Source organism: Roseovarius salinarum (assembly GCF_002834145.1).
Classification (GTDB): Bacteria; Pseudomonadota; Alphaproteobacteria; order Rhodobacterales; family Rhodobacteraceae; genus Roseovarius; species Roseovarius salinarum.
In genome coordinates this window covers 225,027-237,922 of sequence record NZ_PHNT01000002.1, presented here as the reverse complement: position 1 = coordinate 237,922, position 12,896 = coordinate 225,027, and the positions used below count along the sequence as shown (strand labels likewise).

13 protein-coding genes are annotated in these 12,896 nt (G+C 67.7%); 5 read left to right on the top strand and 8 right to left on the bottom strand.

Translation table 11 applies throughout. The annotated features are described in order from the left end of the window. Positions 1-4: 4 nt before the first annotated feature. The 6 genes from CEF10_RS04105 to CEF10_RS04080 form a co-directional block, all read right to left on the bottom strand. A complete protein-coding gene (locus CEF10_RS04105; protein ID WP_101066562.1) occupies positions 5-1,309 on the bottom strand; it encodes a branched-chain amino acid ABC transporter permease in 1,305 nt (434 codons plus the stop codon). Next, positions 1,306-2,316: a branched-chain amino acid ABC transporter permease gene (locus tag CEF10_RS04100; RefSeq protein ID WP_101066694.1), complete on the bottom strand. Its 1,011-nt coding sequence runs from the start codon at positions 2,314-2,316 to the stop codon at positions 1,306-1,308. Before CEF10_RS04100 ends, CEF10_RS04105 begins: the two co-directional genes overlap by 4 nt. 199 nt (positions 2,317-2,515) lie before the next feature. After that, positions 2,516-3,346, bottom strand: a complete 831-nt coding sequence (locus CEF10_RS04095; RefSeq protein ID WP_101066559.1) for an ABC transporter ATP-binding protein — start codon at positions 3,344-3,346, stop codon at positions 2,516-2,518. 51 nt (positions 3,347-3,397) lie between these two features. Next, positions 3,398-4,009, bottom strand: coding sequence for a hypothetical protein (locus CEF10_RS04090; protein ID WP_101066555.1), 612 nt, complete (start codon positions 4,007-4,009; stop codon positions 3,398-3,400). Further along, on the bottom strand, positions 4,006-4,791 hold the full coding sequence (locus CEF10_RS04085; RefSeq protein WP_101066552.1) for an ABC transporter ATP-binding protein: 786 nt from the start codon (positions 4,789-4,791) through the stop codon (positions 4,006-4,008). Before CEF10_RS04085 ends, CEF10_RS04090 begins: the two co-directional genes overlap by 4 nt. A gap of 91 nt (positions 4,792-4,882) precedes the next feature. Beyond that, entirely contained in the window at positions 4,883-6,076 is a 1,194-nt protein-coding gene (locus CEF10_RS04080; RefSeq protein ID WP_101066549.1) for an ABC transporter substrate-binding protein, read from the bottom strand. 202 nt (positions 6,077-6,278) lie between these two features. Here CEF10_RS04080 and CEF10_RS04075 point away from each other — a divergent pair, with 202 nt between their 5' ends. Then, positions 6,279-7,388: a PQQ-dependent sugar dehydrogenase gene (locus tag CEF10_RS04075; RefSeq protein WP_101066546.1), complete on the top strand. Its 1,110-nt coding sequence runs from the start codon at positions 6,279-6,281 to the stop codon at positions 7,386-7,388. A gap of 18 nt (positions 7,389-7,406) precedes the next feature. Here the strand turns inward: CEF10_RS04075 and CEF10_RS04070 are convergent, their stop codons facing one another. Beyond that, on the bottom strand, positions 7,407-8,411 hold the full coding sequence (locus tag CEF10_RS04070) for a GlxA family transcriptional regulator (protein ID WP_101066543.1): 1,005 nt from the start codon (positions 8,409-8,411) through the stop codon (positions 7,407-7,409). Between the two features lie 173 nt (positions 8,412-8,584). Between CEF10_RS04070 and CEF10_RS04065 the strand changes: the two genes are divergently transcribed. Beyond that, positions 8,585-9,955: a class II 3-deoxy-7-phosphoheptulonate synthase gene (locus CEF10_RS04065; protein WP_101066541.1), complete on the top strand. Its 1,371-nt coding sequence runs from the start codon at positions 8,585-8,587 to the stop codon at positions 9,953-9,955. A 22-nt stretch (positions 9,956-9,977) separates the two neighbouring features. On the opposite strand, the gene CEF10_RS04060 is transcribed toward CEF10_RS04065, so the two are convergent. Continuing rightward, positions 9,978-10,622 (bottom strand): PAS domain-containing protein, encoded by a 645-nt coding sequence (locus CEF10_RS04060; protein WP_101066537.1) that lies wholly within the window; start codon positions 10,620-10,622, stop codon positions 9,978-9,980. Between the two features lie 179 nt (positions 10,623-10,801). On the opposite strand from CEF10_RS04060, the gene CEF10_RS04055 reads away from it, so the two are divergent. The 3 genes from CEF10_RS04055 to CEF10_RS04045 are packed head-to-tail and all read left to right on the top strand — an operon-like array spanning position 10,802 to position 12,890. Then, positions 10,802-11,680 (top strand): YicC/YloC family endoribonuclease, encoded by an 879-nt coding sequence (locus CEF10_RS04055; protein ID WP_101066535.1) that lies wholly within the window; start codon positions 10,802-10,804, stop codon positions 11,678-11,680. 44 nt (positions 11,681-11,724) lie between these two features. After that, positions 11,725-12,366, top strand: coding sequence for a guanylate kinase (gmk, locus tag CEF10_RS04050; protein WP_101066532.1), 642 nt, complete (start codon positions 11,725-11,727; stop codon positions 12,364-12,366). After that, entirely contained in the window at positions 12,363-12,890 is a 528-nt protein-coding gene (locus CEF10_RS04045; protein ID WP_101066529.1) for a gamma carbonic anhydrase family protein, read from the top strand. The genes gmk and CEF10_RS04045 overlap by 4 nt, the downstream gene beginning before the upstream one ends. The last annotated feature ends 6 nt before the right edge of the window (positions 12,891-12,896 follow it).

Below are 12,896 nucleotides of genomic sequence, written 5' to 3'. Positions count from 1 at the left end.
GCGCCTATTTTTCCGGAATCAGCCCGCGCGGGCTGAACCGGAGCACCACCAGCAGAACCACGCCCATGGTCAGCAGGCGCATGTGCGCGGCGCTTTCCAGCAGGTGCACGCGCAGCGCGTTGTCCTCGGCCATCGGCGCGGTGATGGTGGCCATGAACCATTGGCCCATCGGCTCCACCTGCACCCAAAGGAACCACACCAGGAACCCGCCAAGAACGGCACCCAGATTGTTGCCCGAGCCGCCCACGATCACCATCACCCAGATCAGGAAGGTGTAGCGCAGCGGCTGGTAGGTGGTGGGGATGAGGGCACTGTCCAGCGTGGTCATCATCGCGCCGGCCATGCCGCAGACGGCCGAGCCGAGGATGAAGACCTGAAGGTGGCGGCGGGTGACGTCCTTGCCCATGGCCTCGGCGGCGACCTCGTTGTCGCGGATCGCGCGCAGCATCCGGCCCCAGGGACTTTTCAGCGCGAGTTGCGCCAGCACCAGAAGGGCCGCCACGACGGCCGCGAAGAACCCGGCGTAAATGACCTTGACGAAGAGCGACGACGCGGTGACCGGGTCGAACCCCATCGCCTCGGCTTTCGCCACGAAGCCGGGATCGGACTGCAGGTCGATCTCATACGGCACGGGGCGGGGGATGCCGGTGACGTTCTTGACCCCGCGGCTCAGCCAGTCCTCGTTCTTGAGCACGGCGATGATGATCTCGGCGATGCCCAGGGTGGCGATGGCCAGGTAGTCCGAGCGCAGCCCGAGCGCGGCCTTGCCGATGATCCACGCCGCGCCCGCGGCCAACAGCCCGCCGACGGGCCATGCCAGGACGACCGGCAGGCCGAGCCCGCCGAGGTAGCCGGTTTTCGCCGGGTCCACGGCCTCGACCGCCTGAACGCCCGCATCGAAGATCCAGCGGTAGACGAAGAACCCGACCACCAGGATCGTGACCATCGCCGCCGCGCGCCGGCGCGAGGGGCGCATCCGGTACCGCACCACCGCCGCCGCCGCGATCACAGCGGCGCCGAAAAGCAGTCCCAGCATGATGCGCCAGCCGCCCGCGGCCCAGGCTTCGGTCACGGGCGGCATGGCCACCAGCACGGTCGCCAGCCCGCCCAGCGCCGTGAAGCCCATGACGCCGACGTTGAACAGCCCCGCGAACCCCCATTGCAGGTTCAGCCCCAGCGACATCACGGCGCTGACGAGCCCCATGTTCACGATGACCATTGCGGTGTTCCAGCTCTGCATCACGCCGGAAAGCACGATGAGCCCCGCGACGAAGGCGAACAGAAAGACGTTCCTGAGTGTTTCGTTCATACCGCTTTCCCCCGGAACAGCCCCGTCGGCCGGAACAGCAACACGATCAGCAGGATCACGAAGCTGACGGCGAACTTGTAATCGGTGCTCAGCAGCTGCACGAGGCCCGACGGCTCGAGCGACTCGGGCAGCAGGTGGCCCAGAACCTTCTTCCACGCGTAGGTCACCATCACCTCGGAAAAGGCGATGACGAAGCCGCCGGCGATCGCACCCAGCGGGTTGCCCAGCCCGCCGACGATGGCGCTGGCAAAGACCGGCAGGAGAAGCTGCAGGTAGGTGAAGGGCTTGAAGGACTTGTCGAGGCCGTAAAGGACGCCGGCCACCGTCGCCAGCGCGCCCACGATCAGCCAGGTGATCATCACCACGCGGTCGGGATTGATCCCCGACAGCAGCGCGAGATCCTCGTTGTCGGAATACGCGCGCATCGACTTGCCGGCGCGGGTGTGGTTGAGAAACCAGAACAGCAGCGCCACCACGATGACGGCGGTCACCAGCGTGATGCCCTGCGTGGTCTTGAGCGCCAGACCCTCCTGCAGGCCGGTCATCTTGCGAAAGTCGAAGGCCGTGATGATGAAGCGCTCACCGTCGGCGAAGCGCTGGTCGCCCGGTCCGATGATGAAGCGCACCAGCCCGTTGAGGATGAACATCACCCCGATCGACACTATCACGAGGATCACGGGCTTGGCCCGTTGTTCACGGTAGAAGCGATACACGACCCTGTCGGTGATCAGCACCAGCGCCATGCAGCCGACGATCCCGACGGGCAGGGCGAGCAGGGCGGTGGGCAGCGGCCCGAGGCTGACACCCATGGATTGAAGCCACCACGTCATCAGGATCGTGACCATCGTGCCGAAGGCCATGGTGTCGCCGTGGGCGAAATTGGAAAACCGAAGGATCCCGTAGATCAACGTCACCCCCAGCGCACCGAGGGCCAGCTGGCTGCCATAGGCGATCGCGGGCACCAGAACGAAGTTCGACAGGGCCACGATGGCGTTGAGGAAATCCATCAGCTGCACCTCCCGGCCGGCTGGAACGCCACCGACACGCCCGAGGCCACGCATTTGCCGTGGAAATCGGCAACGGAAAAGCTTTCCACAGATTTATCCCCAGAATCTGTGGATAAATGTCGGGAAAACACAAGCGCGGACCGGGCAAACGGGGCGGCGCAAGCCCCGTGACGATGCGCCGTCAATGTTCTTTGCATCCTCATCCCCCCAGAAAACTCTGCCGTACTTCCGCGTCGGCCAGAAGTTCCTTGCCGGATCCGGTGTAGGCATTGCGCCCCTGCACCATGACGTAGCCCATGTCGGCGATCTCCAGCGCCTGGCGCGCGTTCTGCTCGACCATCAGGACCGGAAGGCCGGTGCGCGACACCTCGATGATCCGGTCGAACAGTTCGTCCATGACGATCGGGCTCACGCCGGCGGTGGGCTCGTCGAGCATCAGGACCTTCGGCTTGGTCATGAGCGCGCGCCCCACGGCGACCTGCTGGCGCTGCCCGCCCGAGAGTTCGCCGGCAGGCTGCCGGCGTTTCTCGCGCAGGATGGGAAACAGGTCGAAGACCTGCTCCATCGTCTCGCTGATGTCGTCGGTGCGGATGAACGCCCCCATCTCGAGGTTCTCCTCCACCGTCATCGACGTGAAGATGTTGTGGTTCTGCGGTACGAAGCCCATCCCCTTGCGCACCCGGGCCTGCGGGGTGAGGCGGGTGATATCCTCGCCCGCCAGCCGCACCGCGCCGCCGCGCAGGTCGAGCATGCCGAACACGGCCTTCATCGCGGTGGACTTGCCGGCACCGTTCGGCCCCACGATCACCGCGATCTGGCCGCTGTCAACCGACACGGTGCAGTCATGCAGGATGTCGGGGCCGCGCCCGTAGCCGCCGGTCATGTTCTCGCCGATCAGGAATGGGCCGTCGGCGCCGGGGGCCGGGCGGGCCTCTTCCTCGGTGCCGGCCGGGCGCAGCTCGCCCATGCCATCGGGGTTGGCGATGGTGCGGTCCTTGTTGCCGCGGTCGTCGTACGGGCCGCCGCTCATCCTTGCCCCCACGCTCCGCGTGCCGCGGACTTTCCGAAACGCTTTTTCATATCAGTTACTTACCTTCGTGTGCGCCACGAATTCCGCGTGCAGGGCGCGATGGGCATCGGTGTAGCCGGAGGCGATGCCATAGGTCACGACCTGCACCGTGCGCTGGGGCAGAAGCAGCACCGTGTTGGCATAGACGACCTCCATGTCGTCAAACGCCAGTCCATAGACGATGGTTTCCGCCGCGCGCCCGTCGATCTCTGCCGGTTTCGTTTCGATCGTCTCGACGGCCTCGGCAGTGCCGTCGATGGACGCGGCCGAGTTCTCGATGACCGCCTCGCGCACCAGTTCGGGTGTCAGCCCGTCCTCGGTGCCCACCGGTTCGACCACCAGCTGCCCGTAGTGGCGCGCGCCGATCCGGTAGCTGGCGGCGATGTCGGCGTTGGGCGGCTGGGTGCGGGACCATTCCTCGGGTGCATCGCAGAACGACACGCCCTCGCCCAGGTCGCGGCATCCGTCCTCCACGGCGTAACGCCAGGTGCGGTCGGACAGGAGTTCGACCGCGCGGCCCTCGATCGTCGCAGTGCCCACGACCTCTTGCGCAGATGCCGGCGCTGCGCCCGACACCAGGACGGCCAGACCGAGCAAGACGGGCAGGATACGGGCACACCTCATCCGGCGGTCTCCTTTTCCTTGTTCTTCAGCCCGGTGCCCAGATAGGCCTCGATCACGCGCTCGTCGGACTTGATCTCGTCAAGGGTGCCCTCGGCCAGCACCTTGCCCTCGGCCATGCAGATCACCGGGTCGCAAAGCCGGTCGATGAAATCCATGTCGTGTTCGATCACCACGAAGGTGTAGCCACGGTCCCGGTTCAGCGACAGGATCGCGTCGCCGATCGTCCTGAGCAGCGTGCGGTTCACGCCGGCGCCGACCTCGTCGAGGAAAACGATGCGCGCGTCCACCATCATGGTGCGGCCAAGCTCCAGAAGCTTCTTCTGTCCGCCCGAGAGGTTGCGCGCCTTCTCGTCGGCAAGGTGGTCGATGGTCAGGAATTCCAGAACCTCGTCCGCCTTCCGGGCCAGCGCGCGCTCCTCCTGCGCGATGCGGCCGCGGTGCAGCCATGTCTTCCACAGCGACTCGCCCGACTGGTCGCCGGGAACCATCATCAGGTTCTCGCGGACCGTCATCGAGGCGAACTCGTGCGCGATCTGGAAGGTCCGCAGCAGCCCCTTGTGGAACAGCGTGTGGGGCGGCAGGCCCGTGATGTCCTCGCCGGCCATCGTCACGCGCCCGGAGGTGGGTTTAAGAACGCCCGCGATCACGTTGAAAAGGGTGGTTTTTCCGGCGCCATTCGGCCCGATCAAGCCGGTGATGGTGCCCGGTTCGATTGCCAGGTTCGCGCCATCGACGGCATGAAAGCCGCCGAAATGCTTGTGAACGTCCTCGACGACGATCATGCATGTCCCCCCATCGGGCCGGTTGGCGGCCCGGAATTGTTGGATCAGCCCGGGCGCGGGCCCGGGCTGACCTTTGCCTTGCGGCGCGCGATCAGCGGTACTGAACCGTCGTGATCTCGCCGTCCTTGATCTCGATCTCGCGATAGCTGCCGGCCGACTCGCCCGGTTCGATCAGCTCGACCGCGGTCGCGCCGACATAGTCGACGTCGCCGCCATCGGCAAGAATGTCGAGCGCCTTGCCCAGTTCGCCGGGAAGGATTTCCTCGCCGGGCGCATTGGCCACGTCCATCACGTGCCCCTTGTATTCGGCGGGGTCCGAGCTTCCCGCGGCCTGCATGGCCATCAGGATAAGGGCCGCGGCGTCATAGGATTCACCGGTGAAGGGCGATGTCGCGTCGAAGGCATCGCCGACCATCTCCTCGAACTTGTCCTTGCCGGGGCTGTCGGTGCCCGGCAGCTGGCCGGTGGAGCCGTCGATCATCGTGCCGAAGTTCTCTTCGAGCTTCGTGCCGATCATCCCGTCGGGGAAGTGGAAGGTGCTGAAGGCGCCGGTGTCGAGCGCCGAGCGCACCACGCCGCTGCCGCCCTGGTCGACGTAGCCCGCGACGACAAGGCGCTCGCCGCCCGCCGACGCCAGCGCGCCCACCTCGGCGGAATAGTCCGCCTTGCCGTCCTCGTGCGCGGCGCTGATGGTCACCGTGCCGCCGGCCTCCTCGAAGGCCTGCTCGAAGCTGTCGGCGAGACCCTTGCCGTAGTCGTTGTTGGTGTAGGTGACGGCGACCTCTTCGATGCCGCGGTCCATCAGGATGTCGGACATGATCTTGCCCTGGCGGGCATCCGACGGCGCGGTGCGGAAGAAGAACCCGTTGTCCTCGATGGTGGTGAGCGCCGGCGAGGTCGACGACGGCGAGATCTGGACCACGCCGTTGGGCTTGGTCACGTTCGACAGGACCGAGGTGGTGGCACCCGAGCAGGCCGCGCCGACGATCCCCTTCGCGCCTTCCGCGGTGACCAGCCGCTCGGCGGCGGCCGTGGCCGCGGAGGCGTCGATGCAGGTCGTGTCACCCCGCTCGGCGGTGACCGTCATGCCGTCGAGCAGCTTGCCGCTGTCACTGACTTCCTTCATTGCCATCTCGGCGGCATCCGCCATGTGCGGGGTCAGCGACTCGATCGGGCCGGTGAAGCCCATCAGGACGCCAAGCGTGATCTCCTCGCTGTGGCTGCCGGCCGCGACCGGGCCGGCGGCAAGCGCCATCGCGGCGCTGGTCATGAGCAGGTTCTTCATTGAAACTCTCCCTGGTTGGTTCCGTTGGTTCCGGCGCGAGCTTATTCATCCCCGCCCCCCTTGAAAAGCCTTGATCCGGCGCCGTCCCGCCGGGACTGCACGGTGCGGCGGTTTTTCGGTGGCCGTTTTCGTCCTAACTTGGGTGCAGTGATCCCGGCGCGCGCCGATCGTGCGGCGCCATTTCGCAGCCACGGAGGCCCGAATGACACGTATCGCGCGAAACCTTGCCCTGGCTCTCGTTGCCGCGGTTGCCCTGGGCGCTGCGCCCGCGGGCGCGGCGTCCCTGCAGACGGCCGCGGGGCCGGTTCAGGTCACGCGCGTCGCGGACGGGCTGACCGAACCCTGGGCCATCGGCTTTCTGCCCGACGCGAGCATCCTGGTCACCGAGCGGGGCGGCCGGCTGCTGCGTCTCACGCAGGACGGCCGGCACGCGATCGACGGTGTTCCGCCGGTGGCGGCGGTGGGGCAGGGTGGCCTGCTGGATGTGCTGGTGCCACGGGATTTCGAGCAGACGCGCGAGCTGGTGTTCACCTATGCCCGGCGGCAGAACGGCGGGGCCGGCACCGCGGTGGCCCGCGCGCGGCTGGCCGAAGACACCCGCCGCCTTACCGACTGGCGCGTGATCTGGGAAATGACACCGGGCACACGCGGCGGCCGCCACTTCGGGTCACGGGTGGTCGAGGCCCCCGACGGAAACCTTTTCGTCACCGTGGGTGAACGCGGCGACCGGCCGTCGGCGCAGGACCTGGGCCGCGCGAACGGCTCCGTGCTGCGTATCGCGCGCGACGGCAGCATCCCGCCCGGCAATCCCTTCGCGGACCGCACCAACGCGCTGGACGCGATCTGGTCCTACGGCCATCGCAATCCCCAGGGCGCGGCACTGGACCTGTCGGGCAAGCTCTGGGTGGTCGAGCACGGCGCGCGCGGCGGGGACGAGATCAACCGCGTCCGCCGCGGCGCCAACTACGGCTGGCCGGTGATCGCTTACGGCACGCATTACTCCGGGGCCAAGATCGGCGTGGGCACGCACAAGGAAGGTATGGAGCAGCCCGATTTCTACTGGGATCCGTCAATCGCGCCGTCGGGCATGATAATCTATTCGGGCAAGCTCTGGCCGGAGTGGAAAGGTCATTTCCTCGTCGGCAGCCTGAAGTTCGACCATATCTCTCACCTGGCCGGACGCCCGCTGGAGGAAATCGAGCGAATCAGTGGCCCGCAAACGGGCCGCGTTCGCGACATCGCCGAAGGCCCCGAAGGCGGCATCTGGTTCCTGTCGGTTGACACGGGCGCGCTCTACCGCATGACGCCGTGACGCCCCACGGGCGGTGCCTCAGACCGACAGCCGCGCCGCCTGTGTGCCGCGCTCGCGATAGGGCGTGGTGTTGTAATGCGCGCGGTAGCATTTCGAGAAATGCGACGGCGAGGCGAAGCCGCAGGCCAGGGCCACGTTGATCACGGTCATGTCGGTCTGCATCAGGAGGTTGCGCGCCTTCTGCAGCCGCAGTTCCATGTAGTACCGCTTGGGGCTGCGGCTGAGGTAGCGGCGGAACAGGCGTTCCAGCTGCCGGGTGGACATGCCCACCTGCTTGGCCAGGAGCGCCGGGCTGATCGGCTCCTCGATGTTGGCCTCCATCATCTGGATGACCTGGCTCAGCTTGGGATGGCGCACGCCGATGCGCGTGGGGACCGACAGCCGCTGGGTGTCCTGGTCGGTGCGGATCGAGGAATAGATCAACTGATCCGCCACCGCGTTGGCCAGCTTCTCGCCGTGGTCGTCGGCGATCACCTTGAGCATCAGGTCGATCGACGAGGTGCCCCCGGCGGTCGTCATCCGGTTGCCGTCGAGCGTGAACACCGATTTCGTCAGTTCCACCTCGTCGAACTCCTCGGCGAAGCTGTCCTGGTTTTCCCAGTGGATCGTGGCCTTCTTGCCGTCCAGCAGCCCGGCGCGCGCCAGGACATAGGACGCCGTGCAAAGCCCGCCCATCCTCAGCCCGCGCCGCGCCTCGCGGCGCACCCAGTTGAGCAGCCGCTTGGTCGTGGCGCGCTGGATATCGCCGCCGCCGCACAGCAGGACGGTATCGTCGCGGGTCAGTTCCTCCAGCCCCATGTCGAGCTGGAACCGCGACCCGGCCGAACAGGTGATGATCCCGTCGTCGGAATCGCCGGCCACCTTCCATTGGTAAAGCTCCGCGCCCGCCATGCGGTTGGCGATCCGCAGGCACTCGACCGCCGCCGCGAAGCTCAGCAAGGTGAAATCGCTCAGTAGCACGAAAACGAAACGCCGCGGGGCACCGCGCGTGTCCACCTCGACCTTGGGCGTGTCCGTCTGCATCGGCAGTTGGTCCTTGACGGCTGTCCGGATTGGTCCGCTCCTCTTTCACGAAATCGCCGCGTTTGACAAGGGCCGGACAAACGATTCGCGCCGATTCGTGCAAACCGCGTGTGGCGTCCGGCCGGCACCTCTAGTATAGAACGATCCCGGACGTGCGAAAGCGGAGATCGACGATGATACAGTGGCAGAAATCCGATTGGCGGGACAAACCCCGGGTGCAGATGCCCGACTACACCGACGCTGCGGCGCTGCGCGAGGTCGAGGATCGCCTGTCACGCTTTCCGCCGCTGGTTTTCGCCGGCGAGGCGCGCAAGCTCAAGGCCGAGCTCGGCGCGGCCGCCCGCGGCGAAGGCTTCCTGCTTCAGGGCGGTGACTGCGCCGAGAGCTTCGAGCAGTTCTCGGCCGACGCGATCCGCGACACCTTCAAGGTGATGCTGCAGATGGCGATGGTGCTGACCTACGGCGCCAAGGTGCCCGTGGTGAAGGTGGGCCGCATGGCCGGCCAGTTCGCCAAGCCGCGCAGCGCGCCCACCGAGGTCAAGGACGGCGTCGAACTGCCGAGCTACCGCGGCGATATCGTCAACGAGCTGGCGTTCACCGAGGCCGCGCGCATCCCCGACCCGCAGAAGATGCTGCAGGCCTACACCCAGGCGGCGGCCACGCTGAACCTGCTGCGCGCCTTTTCGACCGGCGGCTATGCCGATGTTCACCAGGTGCATTCCTGGACGCTGGGCTTTACCGAAAGCGAGAAGGCCGCGAAATACCGCGACATGGCCAACCGGATCCGCGACGCGCTGGACTTCATGAAGGCCGCCGGCGTGGACAGCGACCGCGCGCACACCCTGCAGACGGTGGATTTCTACACCAGCCACGAGGCGCTGTTGCTGGAATACGAGGAGGCGCTGTGCCGGCAGGACTCGACCTCGGGCAACTGGCTGGCGGGCTCGGGCCACATGATCTGGATCGGCGATCGCACCCGCCAGCCCGATGGCGCGCATGTCGAGTTCGCCCGCGGGGTGATGAACCCCGTCGGGCTCAAGTGCGGCCCCAGCATGACCTCCGACGACCTCAAGCGCCTGCTGGCCACGCTGAACCCCGACAACGAGCCGGGGCGGCTGACCCTGATCGCGCGGTTCGGCGCGGGCCAGGTGGGCGATCACCTGCCGCAGCTGATCCGTACCGTGCAGGAGGAAGGCGCCGAGGTGCTCTGGGTCTGCGACCCGATGCACGGCAACACCATCAAGTCGGGCTCGGGCTACAAGACGCGCCCATTCGACGCGGTGTTGCGCGAGGTGCAGGAGTTCTTCGCCGTCCACCGAGCCGAGGGCACGATCCCCGGCGGCGTGCATTTCGAGATGACGGGCCAGGACGTGACCGAATGCACCGGCGGTGTGCGCGCCGTCAGCGAGGAGAACCTGTCGGACCGTTACCACACCGCCTGCGATCCGCGGCTCAATGCCAGCCAGTCGCTCGAACTGGCCTTCCTCGTGGCAGAGGAACTGTCGGGGCGGCACGGCGGGCACGCGGCACAAGCGGCCGTGTAGCGCCGGATCGCGCGGCCGCCTTTCAGTCGTCGCAGGTCACCAGCCGAAGATGCGGCGCCCTGGTCGGTCGCAAATTGGCGGCCTTGCTGCCCACCCCTGCGGTGCCCGCGGCCCGCGCGGCCGCCGCCGACAACGGCGTGCTGGATATCTCCACGATCCCGAACCTCCGCGGGGTGCGGCCCGGGCGGGCCGCGCCCTCGGTCGCGAGGCTGCCAAGCGCGCGTGACACATCCCCCAGATCGCTGCGCAGAGGCAGCAGCGTCAACCCGCCCGTCAGCGCGGGTCGACCCGGGCCGCCCGGCGCGCGCAGCGTGACCCGAACGGCGGCCGGCCCATCGAAAAGCTCTGTCAGCGCGTCGGCCAGCGCGTCGCGATCGCCGGGCACGACGAAGGCGCTCAGCGGCATGCCCCGCACCTCCATGCCCATCAGGTCGGCCAGGTGCGTGCCGGCGATGCGCAGGCGTGCCAGCCCGGGGGCGATGCGTTCGGCGATGAAGGCGTATTCCAGCCCCGCGCCGATCCGGCGCGGATCGATGTCACTGCGCCGCGGAATCGCGGCGCCCGCGTTGCGCAGCGCCTGCCAGTGGTCGACCACCGCGGCACGCGCCCTTGCGCCGGGACCGGTGTGCCTGGCGGTTACGAAAGAATGGTTTCCCGTGTCATCCATGATGTCACCCGATGTCGCGTCATACGCGCCATCATGCCACGGGCGCCGCGGATTTCGCTAAAATTCCTTGCATCTGGTTAACCGCCCGCGGCACCGGCCGCGGGCGCGCTTGCCAGCGCGCCGGCGAATGGCTAGGACGGTGCGGCACCGGAACAAGGAGTACCGGCGTGCTGAATTCCATGACCGCGATCGCCACGGCGCAGGGCGCCCGCGACGGCCACGCCTGGAGCTGGGAGCTGCGCGGGGTCAACGGCAAGGGGCTGGACCTGCGGCTGCGGCTGCCCGACTGGATCGAGGGCCTCGAGGCGCCGCTGCGCGCACGCCTGACGGCGGCCCTGTCGCGCGGCAACGTCACGCTCACGCTTCGCGTGCGCGCCGACGGCGCGCAGGGGGATGCCGCGCTGGACCCCGCCGCGCTGGACCGGGCGCTTGAGATGATACGGCAAGTCGAGGCCCGCGCCCTGGAAAAGGGCCTGTCGCTGGCCCCGGCGCGCGCGGCCGACATCCTGGGTCTGCGCGGGGTGCTGGACGCGCCGGGAACGAACGAGGCCGCCACGACCCTGGCGGCCACGCTGCTGGAGGATTTCGAAGCCGTCCTCGGGGCCTTCGGTGAAATGCGCGCGGCCGAGGGACGCGCCCTGCGCGACGTCCTTGACGGCCAGGTTGACGAGATCGCGCGGCTGACCGACGCCGCGGCCGAGGCTGCCGAGGCCCGCGCGCCCGAGATGGCCGAAGGGTTCCGAAACGCGCTGGCGCGGGTTCTCGACAACGCGAACGGCGCCGACGAACAGCGCGTGGCGCAGGAGCTTGCGGTGATGGCCGTAAAGGCGGACGTGACCGAGGAAATCGACCGCCTGCGTGCCCATGTCGGCGCGGCGCGCGAGCTGCTGGCACAGGGGTCGCCGGTGGGGCGCAAGCTCGATTTCCTGGCCCAGGAATTCAACCGTGAGGCCAACACGCTGTGCTCCAAGGCGCAGAACAAGCGGCTCACGGCGGTGGGGCTGGAGCTGAAATCGGCGATCGAGCAGATGCGTGAACAGGTCCAGAATGTCGAGTAGAACCGGCCGGCGCCGCGCGCCGCGAAACAAGGGAGCCCGCCGCCGTGCCTGATCGCCGTGGCCTGCTGATCATCCTGTCATCGCCCTCGGGCGCGGGGAAATCCACACTGTCGCGCCGGCTGCGCGACTGGGACCCGACGATTTCGTTTTCGGTTTCGGCCACCACGCGCGCCCCGCGCGCGGGCGAGGTGGACGGGCGGGACTACCATTTCCTGACGGAGGCGGGGTTCAAGCGCGAGGTCGCCGACGGCGGAATGCTCGAACACGCGCATGTCTTCGGCAATTTCTACGGCTCGCCCAAGGGGCCGGTGGAAACGGCGATCGACGGCGGCGCCGACGTGCTGTTCGACGTGGACTGGCAGGGCGCCCAACAGATCCAGAACTCCAGCCTCGGGCAGCACACGCTGTCCATCTTCATACTACCGCCGTCGATCGACGAGCTGCATCGCCGCCTCAAGACGCGCGGCCAGGACAGCGCCGAGGTGATCGCAAAGCGCATGCAGAAGAGCTGGGACGAGATCAGCCACTGGGCGGAATACGACTACGTCCTGATCAACGACGACCTGGACGAGACCGAGGCGCGGCTCAAGAGCATCGTCACCGCGGCCCGGCTCAAGCGCATCCAGCAACCGTGGCTGAACGAGCACGTCAAGCAACTCCATGCCGAATTCGAGGAGATGACATGACCCTTTACGCACTCGATGGCCACGCCCCGCAACTGCCCGACGACGACGATGTCTGGATCGCGCCCGACGCCAACGTGATCGGGCGGGTGATCCTTGGTTCCGGCGCCTCGGTCTGGTTCGGCTGCACGCTGCGCGGCGACAACGAGCCGATCACCATCGGGGCGGGCACCAACGTGCAGGAAAACACGGTGATGCATACCGACATGGGCTATCCGCTGACCGTCGGCGCCGGATGCACGATCGGCCACAAGGCGATGCTGCACGGCTGCACGCTGGGGGAAAACACCCTGATCGGCATGGGGGCCACGGTGCTCAATGGCGCCCGGGTGGGGCGCGATTGCCTGATCGGGGCGGGCGCGCTGGTGACCGAGGGCAAGGAGATCCCCGACGGCAGCCTGGTCATGGGCGCGCCGGGCAAGGTCGTCCGCCAGCTCGACGCCGATGCGATCGAGGCCCTGAAGGCCAGCGCACTGCACTACCAGCAGAACATGCGCCGGTTCCGGGACGGCCTGCGCGAGGCATGACGGCAG